This window comes from Actinomadura sp. ATCC 39365 (genome assembly GCF_054392275.1).
Map to the genome: position 1 here is coordinate 8,314,666 of NZ_CP184335.1, position 19,132 is coordinate 8,333,797.

Here is a 19,132-nt window from a genome sequence, read left to right on the forward strand (position 1 = left end):
TCGGTGGCTCAGTCGTCGTCTTTGTCGTCAGGATCTGGAGTATCGACGTTCACGTAGTGCTTCGCGAGCTTGTACGCGAGCTTGATCCCCTTGCGGGTGGCCTTGTCGTGCTCCCTCTGCTCCTCGGGAGTCATCGCGTCGTACATGGCCCAGTACGCCCCCTCGCCGGAGCTCTCCGCTCCCTCTGTCCGCCGCGACCTCCGCCGTCTCCCCGGCGCAGCCCGATGCCCGCCCGGACCGGAGGCATCACCGCGTCGCGCGTTCACCATGTTCGGCACTCTTGCGTCCGCGAACGACTCTCTGCCATGCCCAGCGCCTATGGCACTCGGCGGTCGAAGCGGCCGAGCGAGGGGCCGTAGACGAACTCGCGCGACATCTGGATGAAGTTCTGCGGGAACCCGAGCGGGAAGGCACTGGCCTCGTCGAGCCGGTCCACCATCTCCGACGGCAACCGCAGTTCGAAGGCGGCGAGGTTGTCGGTGAGCTGGTCGAGAGTCCTGGCGCCGGAGATCGGGTGGATCCAGGTGCGGTGTGCCCGGGTCCAGGCGAGGGCCACCTGCGAGGAGGAGACGCCGAGCTCGTCGGCGACGGCGTCGACCTCGGCGGCGATCGCCAGGTGGTGGTCGGGTACGGCATCGCGGCTGATCCTGGACCCGGCGGCGGCGTCGGTGCGGGTGAACTTTCCTGACAGCACACCGCGAGCCAGCGGTGCCCACGCGGCCACTGACAGGCCCAGGGTTTCGGCCATGGGCAGCAGCTCGCGCTCGATATCGCGCTCCAGCAGGCTGTAGGACAGCTGCAGGCCGATGAACGGCGTCCAGCCGCGCAGTTCGGCGATGGCGTTGGCGCGCGCGATCACCCAGGCGGGCACGTCGGAGAAGCCCAGATAGAGCACCTTGCCCGCGCGTACCAGGTCATCGAGAGCGCGTAACGTCTCCTCGATCGGGGTGGCGGGATCCCAGATGTGCACCCACAGGACGTCCAGGTAGTCGGTGCCCAGGCGCTGCAGGCTCTCCTCCACCGATCGCCTCAGGTTCTTGCGGTGGTTGCCCGAGGCGTTGGGGTCGTCGCCGTCCATCGACAGCGTGTACTTGGTGGTGAGCACGTAGCGGTCGCGCTCCTTGGCGATCAGGTCACCGACGATGCGTTCGCTGGAGCCCTCGGTGTACCTGTTCGCCGTGTCGATCATGTTCCCGCCCGCCTCGGCGTACGCGGTGAACTCCTGCGGCATTCCTCGAGCGGAGCGCCCCAGCCCCAGTCCTCGCCGAAGCCCATCGTCCCGAGGATCATCTCGGACACTCGCAACCCGCTCGTTCCGAACGTCGTGTATCTCATGGCAAGGACTGTACATAGCGTCTAGACAAGCTGTCTAGACGCTAGGATTCGAGAATGGAGGCGAGAGCGGGCCGTCGCGCACCACGGCCGAAGGACGACGACCGTGACCTACGCGAGGTGATCCTGACCGCCACGCGCAGGCTCCTCGACGAGCGGCGCTTCGACGAGCTGAGCGTGGCCGACATCCTGGCCGCCGCCCAGGTGGCGCGCGGCAGCTTCTACTTCTACTTCGCGAGCAAGCACGAGGTCCTGGCCGAGCTCGTCCGTCGCGCCATCGCCCGCGGCCACGAGGTCGCGCAGCCCTGGCTCACGCACGACGAACCCGACCAGCGGCGGGCCTCCGTACGCCACGGCATCAGCCAGGGCGCCCGCCTGTGGCGCGAGGAGGCGCCCGTGCTGCGGGCCATCGTGGAGAACTGGCGCACCGACCCGGAGCTCACCGCACTCTGGCACGACCAGATGGCGAGCTTCACGGCTGTCACCACCGAACGCATCACCACCGAGCACGTCACCACCGATGGCGCCACCGCGCCGGACGTGGATCCGGCCGCCCTGGGCGCGGCGCTGACCTGGCTCGGGGAGCGCCTCTACTATCTCGCCACCCTCGACGTGGCCCCCTTCAACGATGAGGACACCCTCGTCGAAGTGCTCACCCACATCTGGATGACCTCCCTCTACGGCGAGCCGGGAGCCTAGGCGCCGAGATTCGGAGTGCTCACTCCCGAGTGCGCAATCGTCTCTTCAGCGGTCTTCCGGCCACCGGGGTCGCCGGACTATCATGGACGCCGCGCGCGCGGATCCCCACGATCTTTCAGAAAATCTGAAAGATCCGGTGCAGAACTCCTCGATGGACGCGTGCTCTCGCTCGCCAACAGACTCCCTTCCTGAGATCCAGCAGCGGACCCGACCGATCGGGGCCGCTTCACAGGAAGCGCGATCTATGGCGAATCGATCCCGGAGAGTGGTGCCCGCAGGGCTCGCGCTCGTCCTGGCCCTCGTGACGGCGGGCTGCAACGCGAACTCGCAGTCCACCTCGCAGTCCACCGAGCCGACGAAGGGCAAGAACGCGGCGCCGCTCGAGTCCGTGCCCCAGGGCGGGACCCTGCACTACCTCTCGCGGCGCGCGACCGAGTCCTTCGAGACCGCCAACGCGCAGATGGTGCCGACCAGCCGACTGCGGTGGGTGCACCGCGGGCTGACGTCGTGGCGGACGCTCCCCGACAAGGACACGGTCCTCGTGCCGGACCTCGCCACCGACACCGGTAAGACGGACGACGGCGGCAAGACGTGGACCTTCACGTTGAAGGAGGGCTTGAAGTTCTCCGACGGCAGCCCGATCACCGCCCAGGACGTGAAGTACGGCATCGAGCGGTCGTTCGCACCGATGTTCCAGGGGGCCTTGGCTACCACAAGACGCTGCTGGTCGGCGGCACCGACTACGACGGCCCGTACGACGGCAAGGAGCTCGACTCCATCGAGGTCTCCGGTGACCACAAGATCGTCTTCCGGCTGAAGCGTCCGTTCGGCAACTGGCCGTGGATCGTCAGCATGCCGGCCTTCGCGCCGGTGCCGGCCGCGGCCGACACCAAGCCGGAGACGTACGGCGAGCACCCGGTCGCCAGCGGCCCGTACCAGGTGACGAGCTTCCGCAAGGGGGCGCAGGCGGTGCTGGACCGCAACCCGAACTGGACGGCCGACAGCGACCAGGTACGGTTCGCCGGCCCGGACAAGATCGTCCTTGACATGGGCCTGAACAACGACACGATCGTGCAGCGCCTCATCGACGACAAGGGCGAGGACCAGACCGCGATCAGCAACGCGCTCATCTCGCCGTCGCAGTTCCAGCGGATCCAGTCCGACTCGTCGATCTCCGACCGCATGGCCAACAGCCCGTCGGGCTACTTCCGCTACCTCGCCATGAACGTCAAGCGCCCGGGCCTGTCCGACCTCCGCGTACGGCAGGCGATCAACTACGCGGTCAACAAGGCCGAGGTGCAGAGCGTGTACGGCGGCCCGAAGTTCGGCGGCCAGATCACCTCGACCATCATGACGCCCGGCATCCCCGGCTACACCGAGTACAACCTGTACGACGGCGGTGACACCGGCGACGTCGGCAAGGCGAAGGAACTGCTCGCCGCCGCCGGTGTCTCCGACCTGAAGCTCACGCTGACCTATCCGACCGACGTGAGCGCGATCGAGGAGAAAGAAGCCCAGAGCATCAAGAACTCGCTGGCGCGGGTCGGCGTCAAGGTCGAGCTCAAGGGCCTGGACAGCAACACCTGGTCCGAGCTGGTCTCGTCCGCCGACGGCGACTACGACATGACGACGAACGGCTGGGGAGCGGACTTCCCGAGCGGCATGAGCACCATCCAGCCGCTGTTCGCGTCGAGCGAGATCGGCAACGGCGGCGGAAACGCCTCGAAGTTCTCCGACCCCAAGGTGGACGCCGCGATCGACGCCGCGATAGCCGAGCCGGACCTCGACAAGGCCGCCAAGATGTGGGCCGCGATCGACAGGCAGATCATGGAGGACGCCCCGGTCGTGCCGATCCTCGTGCAGCGCACGCAGGCCCTGGCCGGCTCGAAGATCATGAACTACTTCATCCCCGCCTACCCGCCGTTCGCGAACGAGTTGGTCGTCGGTGTCGATCGCTGAGATCCAGCAGGCGGAGGGCCGGGGCGCCTCGGTCCTCCGCCGCTTCCTCCGGAAGCGGTCCGGCGTCGCCGGCCTGGTCATGCTGGTCGTGCCGCTCGTCGCGGGACTCTGCGCCCCGCTGCTCGTGCGGATGGAGGGGCAGGACCCGAACACCCTGCACACCGACCTGCTCGACCCGGACGGCGGCCGTCCGCTGGGCGCCTTCGGTGGCGTCAGCGCCGACCACTGGCTCGGCGTCGTCCCGGTGACGGGTGTCGACCTGTTCGCCCAGATCGTCTACGGCATCCGCTCGTCGCTGTTCATCGCCTTCGGGGCGAGCATCCTGTCGATCGCCTTCGCAGCCGTCCTCGGTACGGCGATCGGGTACTTCGGCGGCTGGCTCAAGGCCGTCGCGGGGCGGGTGATCGACTTCATGTTCGGCTTCCCGGGCCTGATGTTCGTCATCGCGATCATGGCGATCGTGCCGCCGGAGATGCCGCGGGGCCTGGTCCTCGTGCTGGTGTTGGCCTTCTTCGGCTGGACCGTTCCGGCCCGGATCATCGGCGCCCAGGCCGGCGCCCTCAACGCCCGCGCCTTTGTCGAGGCGGCGCGCGCGAGCGGGGCCGCCCCCTGGCAGATCATCCGCAGGGAGATGCTGCCGCACCTCTTCGGCCTGGTCGTCGTCCTGTTCGCGATGTCACTGCCCGGCAACGTCAGCGTGGTCGCGGGACTGTCGTTCCTCGGCGTCGGCATGCGTGGCGACGTTCCCGACCTCGGCAAACTGCTCTCGGACTCGCTGCCGTGGATCTACAGCGGTGCGGACGTCTGGTACATGCTCTTCCCGGGCGCCGTGGTGTTCCTGATCGTTTTCGGCGCCACCCTCGCCGGTGACGCGCTGCGCGACGTCCTCGACGTGCGCATGGAGGATGCTGCATGATCGTCTACATTGCCCGCCGCATGGCCACCGCGGTGTTCATGCTCCTCGCGATCGCCTTCGTGACGATAGCCCTCTTCTTCGGGGCCTCGAAGGATCCGGCCCGCGCCATGTGCGGCAAGCCGTGCCCGCCCGAGACCCGGGCCAAGGTCAGCGCCTACATGCAGACCGACCAGAGCCCCGTGTGGCAGTACGCCGAGTTCGTGAAGGGCCTCTTCGCCGGCCGTACGTACGGCGAGGGCGCCCAGCAGGTGCACTGCCAGGCGCCCTGCTTCGGCTACTCGTTCCCGAACCGCAGCGACGTCACGACGCTCATCGCCGAGCGGCTGCCCGTCACGTTGTCGCTCGCGTTGGGCGCGGCCGTCCTGTGCCTCGTCGTGGGCATCGGCCTCGGCGCGTTGTCGGCGATACGCAAGGGCGGGATCGTCGACAGGTTCTCGATCGGCTTCGCGATGTTCGGGTTGTCGGTCCCGACCTTCCTCGTCGGTCTGCTCGTCGTCCAGGTCTTCGGCTTCATGCTCAACGCGCTGCCGTACTCCGGCTTCGTGCCGTTCTCGGAGTCACCCGCGGGTTGGGCCTGGCACCTGATCGGCCCGTGGATGGTGCTGTCGTTCATCCTCGCCGCCGGCTACATCCGGGTCACCCGCACCCAGTTGCTCAACGAACTCTCGGCCGACCACCTCGTCGCGATGACCGCCCGTGGCGCGTCGGCTCGGCGGGTGAACCGGCACGCCGTCCGCGGCGTGATGGTGCCGGTCGTGGCGATGTTCGCGCTCGACGTCACCGCGCTCCTGGGCGGCTCGGTGATCGCGGAGAAGGTGTTCAGCCTGCACGGGCTCGGCGACCTGCTGTTGTCCGGCGTGAACGAGTCCGATTTGAGCATCGTCGTCGGGGTGACGCTCTTCTCCGCTTTCCTCATCATCGTCGGCAATCTGATCGCCGACCTGCTGATGCCGCTTCTCGACCCGAGGATCCGCCGTGCCTGATCCCGTACTCCAGGTCGAGGACCTGTGCGTCTCGTTCACCGGCGGCGGCGTCACCGCCGATGTCGTGCGGGACCTCTCCGTGAGGCTGGACGGCGGCCGCACGCTCGCCGTGGTCGGCGAGTCGGGATCGGGCAAGACGATCACCGGCCGGGCGATCATGCGGCTCCTGCCGCGCGGGGCGAGCGCCCGGGGCCGGATCGTCGTCGCCGGCCGGGAGATGCTCTCCGCCGACGAACGTGAGCTGCGCCGGGCCCGCGGCTCCGACGTGGCCATGGTGTTCCAGGACTCGATGTCCGCGCTCAGCCCGTACCTCGACATCGGCGCGCACATCGCCCAGGCGGTCCGCCTGCACGCCCCGTCGGTCACCCGTCGCGCTGCGCGGGCCCGTGCGGTCGAGATGCTCGACCGGGTCGGCATCCCCGAGCCCGTGGAGGCCGTACGCCGCTTCCCGCACGAGTTCTCGGGCGGCATGCGGCAACGCGCGGTGATCGCGATGGCCCTCGTGAACCGGCCGGCTCTGCTCATCGCCGACGAGCCGACCACCGCGCTCGACGTGACGGTGCAGGCGCAGATCCTGGCCCTGCTCCGCGGGCTCCAGCAGGAGTACGGCATGGCGATGCTGCTGATCAGTCACGACTTCGGAGTGGTGGCGAGTGCGGCGGACGACGTCCTCGTGCTGTACGCCGGCCGCCAGGCCGAGTACGGCAGCCTCCGCGACATCTTCGATCAGCCCGCCCACCCGTACACCGCCGGCCTCCGGGCGGCCACGCCGCGGCTGGATGCCCGGCTCGACATCGGTGGGGAGCGGCCACGGCTGCGCGCCATCCCCGGCACGCCCACGTCGCTGCGCGACGCCCGGACCGGGTTGCGCCTTCGCGCCGCGCTGCGGCTTCGCCGACCAGGTCGGCGAACGCTGTGTCGTGGAGGTACCGCTGCCCACCGTCCGCCCGACCAGCGAGGGCGGCGGCGTGCACCTCGCGGCCTGCCACCTCGATCGTCTCCCCGAACCGCAGGAGGTCGCCCGGTGAGCGAGCCGATCCTGGAGATGACCGACGTCAGCAAGCGCTACCGCACCGCCGGTGGCCTCGGCCGAGGCCGCAAGGGCTTCCTCGCCGTGGACGGCGTCTCGCTCCATGTCGAGCGGGGCGAGGCGCTCGGCCTGGTCGGCGAGTCCGGCTCGGGCAAGTCCACGCTGGCGCGGATGGCCAACGGCCTGGTGGTGCCGACGTCCGGCACCGTCCGTACGGGCGGGCAGGACATCGCCCGCCTCAGCCGGCGAGGACTGCGGCGGCTGCGGCGCAACGTCGCCATGGTCTTCCAGGACCCGCTGGCGTCGCTGAACCCGCTGCAGACCGTGCGGCAGACGCTGGAGAACGTCTTCCGCGCGCACGGCGAGACGACGTCGACCGCCGAACTGGTCGCGCTGCTGGAGTCGGTCGGCCTCGGCGCCGACTACCTGGGGCGCTACCCGCACGAGGCGTCCGGCGGGCAGCTCCAGCGCGTCGCCGTGGCACGCGCGCTCGCCCTCAAGCCGGATCTGATCATCGCGGACGAGCCGACCTCGGCGCTCGACGTGTCGGTGCGTGCCCAGATCCTCAACCTGCTGGCCGACCTGCAGCGCGACCAGGGGATCTCGTTCCTCCACGTCAGCCACGACCTGGCGGTGATCCGGCTCTACAGCGACCGCGTCGCCGTCATGCAGCGCGGCCGTATCGTCGAGACCGGCTCGTCCGACGAGATCTTCCGCTCCCCGCGGCACCCCTGCACGCGCGCGCTGGTCGAGGCGACACCGGAGGCGAGCTGCTGACCTGACCTGCGGGAGCGTTGCGCGACGCCGAAGAGGCGTGCCACGATCATGACCATGATCCACCGAACGACAACCCCGTCGTGAGCCGGCCGGGGGCCGGCGCGACAGAGCAGTGAATGAGGACACGTGGGAACAGACCTGTTCGTCCGAGAGTATGGGCGGGACGCAGCAGACGCGCCTGCCATTCTCATCCTCCACGGCGCCGTGGAGTCCGGCGACTGCTACGGTGACGCCGTCGACCGCTGGGGCGGCGACTACCACATCGTGGCGCCGGACGCGCGGGGCCACGGGAAGTCGCCCGGCCGCCTGCCCGAGCACGAGGGCGTTCCGTCCACCGACGTGATGGTGCAGGACGCGATCGACATCCTCAAGGACATGCTCGACGAGACCGGGCGCAGGACGCTCGTCGTCGGACACTCCATGGGCGCGCGGATCGCCGCCTTCGTCGCCGCCGACGCCCCGCACCTCGTGGCCGGCGTGGTGCTGGAGGACCCGCCGTGGTGGGTTCCGGAGGCCGGTCCCAACCCGTGGCTCAGCGTCGAGCAGACCACCAAGGACCCCTTCGACTACGCCGACACGGCGTCGGTCGAGGAACTCATGGACATGCAGCGCGAGCTCAAGCCCCACTGGGCGGAGCAGGAGCTGCGCCCGCTCGCCGAGGCGATGAAGGCCGTCGACATCGACTACATGCAGCAGCGGGTCCACGAGAAGCGCCGGATCTGGACGCCGACCGCACGGCAGATCACGGTCGGCCCGGCCGGCGTACCGGCGCTGCTCGTCACCGGCACCGGCGACGTCATCGTCGACAAACACTCCCGTGAGCGCCTCACGGCCGTCGCGCCCGGCTTCGACGTCGTCGTGATCGAGGGCGCACACCACTGCGTGCGCCGCGACAAGCCGGAGGAGTACCACCGGCACGTCGACGCCTTCCTCCGTGAGAACGCGCCACCGGCGGGAGCCGTCACTCGACGCTGAAGGTGTCGGACCGCGCGAGCGGGCCGTAGACCTCCGAGTCCGGCTCGGCGACAGCGGCCCGCATCGCCTCCAGCCCCGCGCGTACGACGGGGTGGCCCTGGTTGTCCCGCCGCGTCGTCATGATCACCTTGCGCAGCGGCGCGATGCCGCGCGTCGGCAGGATCGTCACCCACTCGGCGTCGCGGGCGGAGAGCGCGGACTCCGGCACCAGGCAGATCCCCGCCTCGGCGGCGACCAGCGCCAGCGCGGCGCGGTAGTCGTCCGAGACGTGGGTGATCGGCGGGTGGAAGCCGAGCTCCGCGCACGCCTGCAGCACCATCGTGCGGCACGGATTACCGGGCGAGGGCATGATCCAGCCCTCCTCGGTGAGCTGGGTGAGCCCGATGCCCTCCTCGCCGGACAGCGGGTGCGCCTGTGGGAGGACGACCTTGAACCGCTCGATATAGAGCGGGAACTTCACGATGTCGGGGGAATCGCGCTCGGGGTCGGACTCGTACTCCATGCTGACGGTCACGTCGATGTCGCCTCGCATCAGCATCCGGTGGCTCATGTGCGCCTCCGCGTCGACGACGGTGACGTCGACACCCGGGGCCTGACGGCGCAGCTCGACGATGGCGGGTGCCACCAACCAGCTGATCGCCGTCGGGAAGGCGCCGATCCTGAGCTGCCCGAGGACGCCGCCTGCGTGCGCGGCCAGGTCAGCCTCGGCGATCTTCAGCCGTGAGCTGATCTCTTCGGCGTGCCCGGCGAGGATGCGCCCGGCCGGCGTGAGCACCAGCTTGCGCCCCGAGCGTATGACGAGCGCGTGACCGACCTCGCGCTCGAGCGCCGCGAGCTGCTGCGACACCGCGGACGGCGTCAGGTGCAGCGCCGCCGCGGTCGCGGTGACAGAGTCGGACAGCACGAAGGCACGGAGGATGAGGAGACGTCGGGGGTCGATCGTGGGCACGCGGGCTCCGTGGCGGGTCGGCCGGGCGTCCGTCGCAGTGGGGCATCCGCGAGGCGGGACCGGGAGACCCCGATGTTAGCGGGCCCTTCCGGACGCGGGCGCGCCGGCACGGGGTACGCCGCCTGTGGGCGCCGAGAACTGCGTCACCTGCTCTGACCTGGCATGTGTCTCTCGGACAGCGGCGGCTGTCGTGGGTGGACCGGGTGCGACGCCGGTGCAGGCGTGTTCCGGGCGCGCGAGACAGGCGGTCGCGTTCTCCTCGACGGTCAGCACGCCGAGCACGGGTGTGCCGCTGGACCGGTCAGGGGTGGAGAACGCCACAGTGCCACTGCGGTCGGCCATCGGAGCTGGCGCCGGAGCACCAGTAGCTCGACGTCCTTGGACGGACCAGAGCGCATGAGCACCGTCAGCAGACCTCTTACCGACCGGTGGACAAGCGAGAGCTGCACCCGGCGATGGTCCCAGTTGCCGCTCTGGTCGCACGGCGAATCCCCGCTCCCACTGCGAGACCGTGTACCGCAGTGGGAGCGGGTGTCGTCGAATCGTTCTATGTCAGTTCCACGAAGGTGGGATTGGTGTAGCACCAGAGGTCGTGCCAGGGGTTCTCATTGCGGCCTGTGTCCGCCGCCGGCTCCATCCCGCCGGGAGCGCTGCGCCTGCCGTCGGTGCCACGCAGCCGGAAGTAGAACGGCTCGCGCACGTCGCGGAACCTGTAGTGGAACTGGGCGACCCGGCCCTTGCCCTTCGGCAGGAACGACTCGACCACACTCACGTCCGGGGCGGTGAAGACGTCGGGGTCGGCGGCCGGCCCGGTGATCGCACCGCGGATCAGATCCAGGCGGGCGAGCCGGGGGATCTCTTCATTGGCGTTAGGACGGCCGGCGAGATCGACGGAAATGGTGACGGTGACGTCGTCGCCGCGCCGCACCGACAGCCGTCCGCCGAACGTGGCCGGGGCATTGCCGGGGGCGTGCGCGTCGACGTGCAGCCCGTCGATGAGGCCGCCCATCGACACCCAGGATCGCCCGGCCTTGATCGCCTCCATGACCGCGCCATAGCTGCGTGAGGTCGCCCCTACAACCGTGCGGCTGAACTGACCTGGCCAGAAGTCGGCGTGCCGCAGCGGGACGCCGCCGTCGATGGGATCAGGGTACCTACCGTGCTGGTCGTACCAGTCAGCAGGTCGGGAGGGCTCGACGATCGAGTCACCGTTGTAGAAGTGGCCGTCGGAGTTGGCAGTGATCCACCAGCCCTTGCCCTCGGCGAGCATCGAGTCCCACATGCCGCCCAGGATTCCGGTCATGGAGTCGAAGCCGCCGTACGTCGGGTAGTGTTCCGGCCGCCAGCCGGGCCAGGAGTCGGCGTCGGCGGTGTTGTTGAAGTCGCCGCGGGCCCTGGGCTCGTTCTGGGCGCCAGGCGCGCCCTCCATGCCGACTGCGATGTTCGGCGCCTTGTCGCGATAGGTGCGCAGGTCACGCGGGGAGTACCTGCCGCGCCGCATCACGTGGTTGATCAGGAACAGCGCGGAACTCGCCGAACCCGTGCGCAGCGCGGTCTCGAGCCAGGCGAGCGCCTCCAGCGCCTTGGCCTCGTTCGCCGGGCTGCCGGCGCCGGTGCCGTTGATCCTGGAGTCGAAGAGCCGCTCGAACGCGCGCAGCAGTTGGATCTCATCGCGAGCACCGTCGAAGAACACCGTGGCGTGCTCGGCTCCGGGAACGTTCCACTCGAGCCCCTGCCACAACAGCAGCTCAGGGTGCTTGCCCCGGGAGGTGACGATGTCGGCAAAAGTGGACTCGACCGCGAACTTCTCGTGCGCGGCGTGCCCGTGGTCGGTGATGACCAGCCAGTCCAGGCCGTGCTTGAGAGCGCCCGCAGCCTGCTGCTCAATGGTGTACATGCCGTCGTAGCTGTACTGCGTATGAACGTGATGGTCGCCGGCCAGCCAGTGGAGCGCGCGGGAGCCTCTGCTGGTTGCGGCGGCGGGACGCGCGGTCAGCCCGCCCAGAGCGGTGACGCCGAGACTGCTGATGCCGAGCAGCCCACTGTTCAGCAGAAAGCGGCGCCGACCGAGGTCGGCGGGCGACAGTTCGGTCTCTGAGACGGACAAGTCGGCGAACGCAGCCGTTCCTTCCGGTGCGCTGTGGGAGTGTGCATGGGTGCGGCACATGGGTCATACCTTTCATCTGGAATACCTGGTGCGTCGTTCTCGGGTGGCCCATGAGCTTGCGCACGAAGTGGGGCGGAGCAGGTGAACCTGCGGCCCTTCGTCACGCTCGCAGAGGAGCGTGACGGCTTGCATGGGGAGGAAGCGAATGCTGGGCGACTTCTTGCCGAACGGCGGAAGGCTCCGGCGAGCCGTCTGTGGCGCTGTTCGGGACGCCTCTGCGCTGCCGGCCCTCCCCAGCACTGTCGGCCTGCTGGTACGGCAATGGGGCGGTCGTCTGTCCGACCTCCGTGCGGGACGTGCGGCGATTCGCGCAGTGGTCCTGTGCCTGATCGCAGTGATATTCGCATGACGGTCTGCGCAATGATCCGATAGAGAGGGCCAATGTCGATTCGTGTGCGCCTTGACGACCTGTGCCAGGAGACCTGGGAAGCGGTGGCCGAGCTGAGGGTGGCTGACGACCAGGCTGATCTCATCGCGTCGAACCTGTACTCGATTGCGGAGAGCCGGTTCTTGCCGGGCTTCGTGACCCGTGCGGTGATGCACGATGAGCGCGCCGTGGGCTTCGCGATGTACGGCCCCGATCCCGATGACGGCCAGATCTGGCTCTACCGCTTGATGATCGACAAGGATCACCAGGGGAAGGGGCTGGGCCGAGCGGCCCTCCAACAGGTCATCGCCCACGTGCGGGACGCGTTCGACGTACCGGTGCTGCGGTTGGGGGTGCGTGGCGACAACATCGCGGCCAGGGCGCTCTACACCTCTGCCGGGTTCGTTCCCACCGGGCAGGTCTTCGGCAGGGAGGACGTCCTGGAGCTCCCTCTGCGAACGGGGCACACCGAAGCGTCCAGTGACGTGCTTGATCCTCGAAAAGGAAATCCCGGAAGTTGATGCCCGCCTCACCGGCAGGAATCGCACGGGCCGCCCTGCAGCCAAGGATGGCGGCGCGTTGATGGCCGTCACGAGGACGGTCACCTCGTGGCGGACCGCGGGCTTGTCGTATCTGACGGCCATGGCACAGTGTCTTGAAGGCGGTTGATGCCGCGCCCCACCGCCTGCCGAGCCTTGACGTCCGCACGAGCCTGCAGCTGCTCGAGAACGAGATGCCGGGTGCCGAACCGGCGCTTCTCCGAGGAGACCGCCGCGCGTCTCAGCGACCTCACGCGCCGCTTGCTGAACGCCACGGAGGGCTAGACCGAGGGCTGAACACGTAACCACCACCACCTGCTGCAGTGACAGCAAGGGCAGCGGGACGGGATCACGGCAGGGACACGTACGGGAGCAGGAGAGCTGCTCGCTCGTGCCGTCGCCGGCCAGAGAGCGTGCGCGCCTGACACGCCGGATCACTGGTTCAAGGCCTGCCAGCGCCTCCTTCGGCTGCCTGCCGGGTGGCAGTGCGGAGATGGTGAGCCGCGATGTCAGGTACGCCCGGCCGTCCGGCGTGCGGACGGCACGGACGTGCTCAACCTTGTGAGCTACCAGTTAGCGTCGCTGATGGGCTCCAGCCGGAACTTCTCGTTGTCCTGGGTGCCGGTGTCGTACTGGTTCACGCTGGCACCCTGATCGAGGCTGGCGTTCTCGATGGCCAGCACCTTGCCCGAATGCTTGACCACGATGCGGACGTAGCCGTCGCCGGCGTCACGCAGCTCGAACTTCTCGTTGTCCTGGGTGCCGGTGTCGTACTGGTTCAGGCTGGCACCCTGATGGAGGCTGGCGTTCTCGATGGCCAGCACCTTGCCCGAATGCTTGACCACGATGCGGACGTAGCCGTCGCCGGCGTCGCGCAGCTCGAACTTCTCGTTGTCCTGGGTGCCGGTGTCGTACTGGTTCAGGCTGGCGCCGTCCTTGAGGCTGGCGTTCTCGATGGCCAGCACCTTGCCCGACTGCTTGACGATCAGCCGGGCTCGCGACGGGTAGGGAGCCATGGGTACCTCCTGGATAGGGGGAATTCGGGGCAGGGCCCTGCCACACACACCGGACGGTGCGACCCTGCCAGTGGTCAGCACATTGAGCCGGTCGACACTCAAGGGTCAACAGAGACACAGTTGCCATTCGGAGACATATTCCTCAGCCTCGAATTCCGGCAGATGCGCCCGTCAGGAAAACCCGTGATGAGCTGCCGAACCACGGCTGCGCCTGGACATCATGGAGTCGTCGGTGATGGCCCGAATTTGCGACAGCAGAAACGGCCATTTGATCCCCTCCAGTCGATGATCGAGGCGGCGACGCGCTGTTCGCCTCTATGAAACTTGATTGCGGGCGGGAAATCATCCTCCAGCCGTGGCCACATGCGGACAGTGTTCAAGCCTCCGCCACCTGGTCCCACCAGCGGTGTCAGACGAGATCACCACGACGCGCCCGGCCACACCCCCTCGAGAGGAACCGGCGCAGGCGACTATCAACGTTCAGATCCGATGCCAATGGCAGGAGTGGGTCACGGCCCGGTCGCATGGAGAATTGATGTCAAACTATGCCCCGCCGAAGCAGTGGTACTGGGTCGGGACATCGCCCATGGATAGGTGACCAAATAACTACAACCATACGGCGCCGGCGATCGGCCGCCATTAGCCGGCAGACTGGCAATCGTGGACGCGGGCTGGGAATAGGCCAACAATTCACCTCGTCGGGAAGTTTGATTCGGCCTTCTTGACAGAGTCGGTAGTGCTTCCGGGCGGGTCAGCAACGCTGGCCACTCCGTAGCGAACGGCTCATCTCTCCATCGGAACCAAGCTCGATCACCCTCGATTGCAGCAGGAACTCGGCGACCGGGAGGTCCAGCGCCCGATCCAGGCCGAGCGCGTCACGACAGGCGGCGAAGCGGGTGTTGATCGGGGAGAAACCGATCCGCGGGCCGCGCTCGGAGGGCCCGGTGACCAAGCCCGCGTTCACGCCGACTGATCGGTTCCTCCTCGCTGTGTTGCTTCACCGCCTGCCGACGGAGAGACTCCAGCACCTTGCGTTGCTGGTCCGGCCGCACGGGAGAACGCCTCCTGGGGCTACCGGCGCGTTCACGGTGAACTGGCCACGCTAGGTATCAAGGTCGCCGCCTCCACGCTCTGGGAAATCCTCGAAGCACACGGCATCGACCCGGCTCCCGAACGGACCGCCACAACCTGGGCCACGTTCCTACGCAACCAGGCACCGCCCTACTGGCGTGCGACTTCTTCGAAGTCCGCAACCCTCACCGGCGCCCGCCTGTACGTTCTGGCGGTCATCGAGCACGCCACCCGCCGTATCCGCATCCTCGGCGTCACCGCCCATCCGGGACGCCACGTTCACCGCGGTACTGGCCGATGCCGGAATAAGCATCGTCAGGAGCGGTATCCGGATACCGCGAATGAAGGCAATCACGGAGCGGTGGATCCAGTCCTGCCGGCGCGAACTGCTGGACCTGATGTTGATCTGGAACCAGCATCACCTTCTGCGAGTTCGAAGCCTTCTCCAACGAACAACGGCCGCATCGGGCTCTGTGCCAGGCAGCTCCGCTCCGACCGCTTCCCATTCCCAACACATCCTGAAGGAGTATCGGCATGCAGCTTGACCTGGCCGGATGATCAATCGGCGTCCGCAGGGTCAGGTGGCCAGGCCGTCCTCTCTCAGCCGGACCGCGAGCTCCAGCTTCGTGTACGCCGGGCGCCCAGCCTTCCGGTACTTCTCCTTGACACGTTCCAGGTAGTTCTTGGCGGTTCCCGGCCGCACTCCGGCGCTGCGCGCCGCCGCGGCGAGCGTCATTCCGGAGGCGTAGGCGAGCAGCACCGCATGCTCCTGAGGGGACAGGACAGGACGGACGCAATCCCGCCCGGCCATGTGGTCCGCAGGGCCCGGCGGGCAGGCCATCTTCTCCTCGGCCAGCTCCCTGACCTTGGACAGCAGGGTCTCCAGCCTGTGGTTCTTGGTGAGGTATCCGCCGGCTCCCGCCTCGATCATCCGCCTGGCCAGGTTGCCACCGGGCATCGCGCTGACCACGAGCACCCGCCGCCGCCGTAGGACCAGCGCGCATACGTTCTCGACCGGGTCGGAGCCGTCGGCGAGCCGCGCCTCGAGCAGCACCACGTCGGCCGGGGACGGCTCGGTCCTGAGCAGCTCGGCGACGGAGGCGGCCCATCCCGTCAGCCGTACGTCGGGAACGACCGCCAGCCAGGCGACCAGCCCGTCGATGAGCATCTGGTCATCATCTACCGCAGAAACGGTGATCACGCCTGTCTATCTCATATCCCCTATCTGTCGTCAAGTGCGCAGTTATGAGGCCTATGAGGCGTTGCGTCGACCCCGAATCATGGGGCCAGATTCGAGAAGGGAGCGAACATGACCGTCACCCTCGAGAGGGCCGAGGAGATCATCGCCGCCTGGAGGGCGGGCGACGACCCGGACAGCCCGGCAGGCCCGCTGATGCCCGGCATGTACGTCGAGTCGGAGATCACCATGACAGGGCCGGGCGGCTCCGGCAGATGCGGGACCGCCTGCTCGGGTTCCAGAACCTATCAGTGCTGCTGAGCAGGGGCGGAGCGCATGACCGGTGAGTTCGACCCTCCGCTGGACCCGCTGATCGGCCCCGCACTGACCGACCTCGGGGCCCGGCTGCGCGCACTTACCGGTCTTGCGCCGGCCGAGCGCAGCGCCGTCCTGTCAGGCGCTGCGCTGTCCGTCGAGGAGGAGGTCCGCCGCAAGATCACCAGGGTACTGGTGCTGGAGGTGAACGCCGCCCGCCTGTCCGGGCGCCTGACCGCCGCCGACCCCGCCGCCCGCTGGCGGGAGTGGCGGCGAAGTGCGGCGCAACCGGCATTCTGGAACGATCTGGCGGTGCTCTACCCCGGCATGATGCCGAGGCTCACGACGATCATCCGCAATCGGTGCGCCGCCGCGTTCCGCCTGGCCGAACGCTTCGCCGCGGACCGCGCGAGGCTGGTCTCGCTTCCGGGAGCGCCGTCGGGCGAGCTCGACCGCGTCGAGTTCGGCGCCGGCGACAGCCACCGGGGCGGGCAGACGGTCGTCGTGCTGCACGGCGGCGGCGGACGGGTGGTCTACAAGCCGCGTTCGCTGGCGGTGGACGCGGCGCTCGCCGACCTGCTCACGTACCTCGGCGTCCCGACCATGCGAGTGCCCGCCGTCGTGACCAGGCAGGGGTACGGCTGGGCCGAGCACATCGAGCACCGCCACTGCGACGGCGACGGCGAACTGCGCGCGTTCTACCGGGGACTGGGCCATTGGCTGGCCCTCATGCGCCTGCTCGGTGGCAACGACCTGCACGCCGAGAACCTCATCGCCGCCGGGCCGCACCCCGTGGTCGTGGACTGCGAGAGCCTGTTCGCCCCGCACGCGAAGGCCCGTCCCTCGGGGTACGGCCGGGCCTTCGACACGGCGGTGGAGCTGGTGAACAGCTCGGTGCTGGGCATCGGGCTGCTCCCGGGACGAGGGGTGGCCCTGGGCTGGCGCGGCGTGGACATGTCGGCGGCGGGCGCGCTGCCCGGCCAGCAGCCGCAGATCGAGCTGCCGGTGGTGCTCGGCGCGGGCACCGACAGCCCCAGGATGGGCACCGAGCGGGTGACGCTGCCGCCGGCGGCCAACCATCCCAGCCCCGAGCCGGTGCTCGGCCGGTACTGGGACCTGATCATCGCCGGCCTCGACGAGCTCGACGACCGCCTGACCGAGCTGGACCGGTCGGGCAAGCTGGAGCCGCTGCTGGCGCCGTTCTCCGACTGTCCCGTCCGCGCGGTGCTGCGCTCCACCGAGTCGTACGCCGAGCTGGCGCGCATGCTGTGGCATCCGGCCGCGCTCCACGACGAGGCGGACGCCCGCGCGAAGGCCGCCCGGCTGCTGGCGAAGATGTCGGAGAACGTCCCCGGGGCCCCCGGCGACGCCGCGATCATCGCCGCGGAGGTGGACGAGCTGTGCCACGGTGACATCCCGATGTTCGACACCACGCCGCGCGTCGGCATGCTCCGCGGCCCCGCCGACACCAGGTGCGGCCCGGAGAGCGATCTGGTCGCCGGTGCGGTGGCCCGCTGGCGGGAGCGCGACCACGGCCTGGACCGCGCGGTGGCTCAGGCGGCTCTGGTCAGCGCGTACCTCAACGAGGGCTGGATGCCGGACCTCGAACGGCTCCCGCCCGGCCTCGTCCGTACCGAACGGCTGGAGCCCAGGCGGCGCGCGGCGGCCGCCCGCATCCTCCGCGAGGTCCTGGACAGCGCCGTGCGCGGTGCGGACGGCACGGTCACGTGGATCACGCCCGTGCTCGACCTCACCGGCTGGGCCGTGCAGCCGCTGTCGCTCGACCTGTACGGCGGAGCCCACGGCCTGGCGATCCTGCTGAGCGCCTACATCAGGGAAGCCGCGGACGGCAGGGCCGAGCCGATCGCGGAACTGGACGGGCTTCTGGAAGCGGTCCTGCGCACGATCCGCGCCATGGAGGACCGCGACGCCGCCAGGCGGCAGGAAGGGGTACGCCTGCGGCCGGATCCTCCCGGTGCCTACCTCGGGATCGCCTCGCAGGTGTGGAGCTGGCTGCTGCTGCGCTCCCTGGGTGTCGTCGGGGAGGAAGCGCTTCAGCGCGCCCGCGTTCTGGCGGGACTGCTGCCGGACTCGATCGAGGCCGACGACAGCTACGACCTGCTGTCAGGGATGGCGGGGGCGATCGTTCCGCTCCTCCTGCTGAGCCGGGAGACCGGCGAAGCAGGCTGGGCCCGGCTGTCCCGTACGATCGGGGAGCGCCTCGCGGGGCTGGCGGAGCGCCGCTCCGGCGGGGTGTGCTGGCCGAGCCTCCGCTTCCCGCAAGGGCTCGGAGGGCTGGCGCACGGCGCGAGCGGCATCGGCTGGGCCCTGGCGCGCCTCGCCGATTCCCCCGGTGACCATGAGGGCATGAGTGAGCTGGCCGGGGCCGCCTTCGCCTACGAGGACACCCTCTACGACGCCGAGCAGCGCGGCTGGCTGGACCTTCGCAACGACGGCTTCGCCGCCAAGGCGTGGTGCCACGGCGCGGGCGGGATCGGGCTCGTCGCCGCCGACCGGCTGGCCCGCGAGGGCGGCACCCGGTGGCGCGACAGGCTGGCGCGCGCCGCCGCCTCCTGCTGGGCCGACGGGATCGGCTGGAACCACACGCTCTGCCACGGCGATCTCGGCTGCTGGGAGACGATCGAGCAGGCCCGGGCCGCCGGCGTCGCACCGGTCGAGCGGGACCGGCTGGACGCCGTCATCCTGGGCAGCCTGGAGACCAACGGCCCGGTCAGCGGCCTGGCCAGAGACGCCTTCGCGCCGGGCCTGCTGCCCGGTCTGGGCGGAGTGTCCTACCAGTTGCTCCGCATGCACCCCGAGTGCGCGCTGCCGTCCGTGCTGCTGCCGGACCTGGCATGAG

General features: G+C 69.2%; 17 protein-coding genes. 10 read left to right on the forward strand and 7 right to left on the reverse strand.

What is annotated here, in order from left to right; translation table 11 throughout:
* Positions 1-8: 8 nt before the first annotated feature.
* Together ACNF49_RS40110 and ACNF49_RS40115 are read right to left on the reverse strand one after the other, a co-directional pair.
* On the reverse strand, positions 9-146 hold the full coding sequence (locus ACNF49_RS40110; RefSeq protein ID WP_482940977.1) for a hypothetical protein: 138 nt from the start codon (positions 144-146) through the stop codon (positions 9-11).
* Positions 147-316: 170 nt separating this feature from the next.
* Complete coding sequence (locus ACNF49_RS40115; protein WP_482940978.1) at positions 317-1,231, reverse strand: aldo/keto reductase; 915 nt, start codon at positions 1,229-1,231, stop codon at positions 317-319.
* 158 nt (positions 1,232-1,389) lie between these two features.
* On the opposite strand from ACNF49_RS40115, the gene ACNF49_RS40120 reads away from it, so the two are divergent.
* From ACNF49_RS40120 to ACNF49_RS40150, 7 genes are all read left to right on the forward strand, one after another.
* Positions 1,390-2,031 (forward strand): TetR/AcrR family transcriptional regulator, encoded by a 642-nt coding sequence (locus ACNF49_RS40120; RefSeq protein ID WP_482940979.1) that lies wholly within the window; start codon positions 1,390-1,392, stop codon positions 2,029-2,031.
* A 244-nt stretch (positions 2,032-2,275) separates the two neighbouring features.
* Complete coding sequence (locus ACNF49_RS40125) at positions 2,276-2,848, forward strand: ABC transporter substrate-binding protein (protein ID WP_482940980.1); 573 nt, start codon at positions 2,276-2,278, stop codon at positions 2,846-2,848.
* Entirely contained in the window at positions 2,833-3,990 is a 1,158-nt protein-coding gene (locus tag ACNF49_RS40130) for an ABC transporter substrate-binding protein (RefSeq protein ID WP_482945647.1), read from the forward strand. The genes ACNF49_RS40125 and ACNF49_RS40130 overlap by 16 nt, the downstream gene beginning before the upstream one ends.
* A complete protein-coding gene (locus ACNF49_RS40135; protein WP_482940981.1) occupies positions 3,977-4,906 on the forward strand; it encodes an ABC transporter permease in 930 nt (309 codons plus the stop codon). Before ACNF49_RS40130 ends, ACNF49_RS40135 begins: the two co-directional genes overlap by 14 nt.
* Positions 4,903-5,889, forward strand: coding sequence for an ABC transporter permease (locus tag ACNF49_RS40140; RefSeq protein ID WP_482940982.1), 987 nt, complete (start codon positions 4,903-4,905; stop codon positions 5,887-5,889). Before ACNF49_RS40135 ends, ACNF49_RS40140 begins: the two co-directional genes overlap by 4 nt.
* The gene (locus ACNF49_RS40145) at positions 5,882-7,696 is read left to right on the forward strand and encodes a dipeptide ABC transporter ATP-binding protein (RefSeq protein ID WP_482940983.1); all 1,815 of its coding nucleotides are present in this window, start codon (positions 5,882-5,884) and stop codon (positions 7,694-7,696) included. Before ACNF49_RS40140 ends, ACNF49_RS40145 begins: the two co-directional genes overlap by 8 nt.
* A 126-nt stretch (positions 7,697-7,822) precedes the next feature.
* A complete protein-coding gene (locus ACNF49_RS40150) occupies positions 7,823-8,671 on the forward strand; it encodes an alpha/beta fold hydrolase (RefSeq protein ID WP_498703304.1) in 849 nt (282 codons plus the stop codon).
* On the opposite strand, the gene ACNF49_RS40155 is transcribed toward ACNF49_RS40150, so the two are convergent.
* Entirely contained in the window at positions 8,658-9,620 is a 963-nt protein-coding gene (locus ACNF49_RS40155; RefSeq protein WP_357971513.1) for a LysR family transcriptional regulator, read from the reverse strand. The two genes, ACNF49_RS40150 and ACNF49_RS40155, sit on opposite strands and share 14 nt — an antisense overlap.
* Before the next feature lie 547 nt (positions 9,621-10,167).
* On the reverse strand, positions 10,168-11,727 hold the full coding sequence (locus tag ACNF49_RS40160; RefSeq protein WP_498703305.1) for a PHP domain-containing protein: 1,560 nt from the start codon (positions 11,725-11,727) through the stop codon (positions 10,168-10,170).
* A gap of 441 nt (positions 11,728-12,168) precedes the next feature.
* Here ACNF49_RS40160 and ACNF49_RS40165 point away from each other — a divergent pair, with 441 nt between their 5' ends.
* The gene (locus tag ACNF49_RS40165) at positions 12,169-12,675 is read left to right on the forward strand and encodes a GNAT family N-acetyltransferase (protein ID WP_482940986.1); all 507 of its coding nucleotides are present in this window, start codon (positions 12,169-12,171) and stop codon (positions 12,673-12,675) included.
* A 584-nt stretch (positions 12,676-13,259) separates the two neighbouring features.
* Here ACNF49_RS40165 and ACNF49_RS40170 read toward each other — a convergent pair.
* From ACNF49_RS40170 to ACNF49_RS40180, 3 genes are all read right to left on the reverse strand, one after another.
* Positions 13,260-13,709, reverse strand: a complete 450-nt coding sequence (locus ACNF49_RS40170; protein WP_482940987.1) for an RICIN domain-containing protein — start codon at positions 13,707-13,709, stop codon at positions 13,260-13,262.
* Between the two features lie 751 nt (positions 13,710-14,460).
* On the reverse strand, positions 14,461-14,673 hold the full coding sequence (locus ACNF49_RS40175; RefSeq protein ID WP_357971518.1) for a hypothetical protein: 213 nt from the start codon (positions 14,671-14,673) through the stop codon (positions 14,461-14,463).
* Between the two features lie 684 nt (positions 14,674-15,357).
* Complete coding sequence (locus tag ACNF49_RS40180) at positions 15,358-15,948, reverse strand: helix-turn-helix transcriptional regulator (RefSeq protein ID WP_357971519.1); 591 nt, start codon at positions 15,946-15,948, stop codon at positions 15,358-15,360.
* 141 nt (positions 15,949-16,089) lie between these two features.
* Here ACNF49_RS40180 and ACNF49_RS40185 point away from each other — a divergent pair, with 141 nt between their 5' ends.
* Together ACNF49_RS40185 and ACNF49_RS40190 are read left to right on the forward strand one after the other, a co-directional pair.
* Positions 16,090-16,278 (forward strand): DUF6229 family protein, encoded by a 189-nt coding sequence (locus tag ACNF49_RS40185; RefSeq protein ID WP_125634764.1) that lies wholly within the window; start codon positions 16,090-16,092, stop codon positions 16,276-16,278.
* 15 nt (positions 16,279-16,293) lie between these two features.
* Positions 16,294-19,131 (forward strand): type 2 lanthipeptide synthetase LanM family protein, encoded by a 2,838-nt coding sequence (locus ACNF49_RS40190; RefSeq protein ID WP_482940988.1) that lies wholly within the window; start codon positions 16,294-16,296, stop codon positions 19,129-19,131.
* Position 19,132 lies beyond the last annotated feature (1 nt).

Bases quoted from the DNA above. Each gene is read 5' to 3' on its own strand.
- ACNF49_RS40190 (WP_482940988.1), top strand. From the start codon at position 16,294: ATGACCGGTGAGTTCGACCCTCCGCTGGACCCGCTGATCGGCCCCGCA.
- ACNF49_RS40185 (WP_125634764.1), top strand. From the start codon at position 16,090: ATGACCGTCACCCTCGAGAGGGCCGAGGAGATCATCGCCGCCTGGAGG.
- ACNF49_RS40180 (WP_357971519.1), bottom strand. From the start codon at position 15,948: ATGCTCATCGACGGGCTGGTCGCCTGGCTGGCGGTCGTTCCCGACGTA.
- ACNF49_RS40165 (WP_482940986.1), top strand. From the start codon at position 12,169: ATGTCGATTCGTGTGCGCCTTGACGACCTGTGCCAGGAGACCTGGGAA.
- ACNF49_RS40125 (WP_482940980.1), top strand. From the start codon at position 2,276: ATGGCGAATCGATCCCGGAGAGTGGTGCCCGCAGGGCTCGCGCTCGTC.
- ACNF49_RS40120 (WP_482940979.1), top strand. From the start codon at position 1,390: ATGGAGGCGAGAGCGGGCCGTCGCGCACCACGGCCGAAGGACGACGAC.
- ACNF49_RS40170 (WP_482940987.1), bottom strand. From the start codon at position 13,709: ATGGCTCCCTACCCGTCGCGAGCCCGGCTGATCGTCAAGCAGTCGGGC.
- ACNF49_RS40140 (WP_482940982.1), top strand. From the start codon at position 4,903: ATGATCGTCTACATTGCCCGCCGCATGGCCACCGCGGTGTTCATGCTC.
- ACNF49_RS40115 (WP_482940978.1), bottom strand. From the start codon at position 1,231: ATGCCGCAGGAGTTCACCGCGTACGCCGAGGCGGGCGGGAACATGATC.
- ACNF49_RS40110 (WP_482940977.1), bottom strand. From the start codon at position 146: ATGTACGACGCGATGACTCCCGAGGAGCAGAGGGAGCACGACAAGGCC.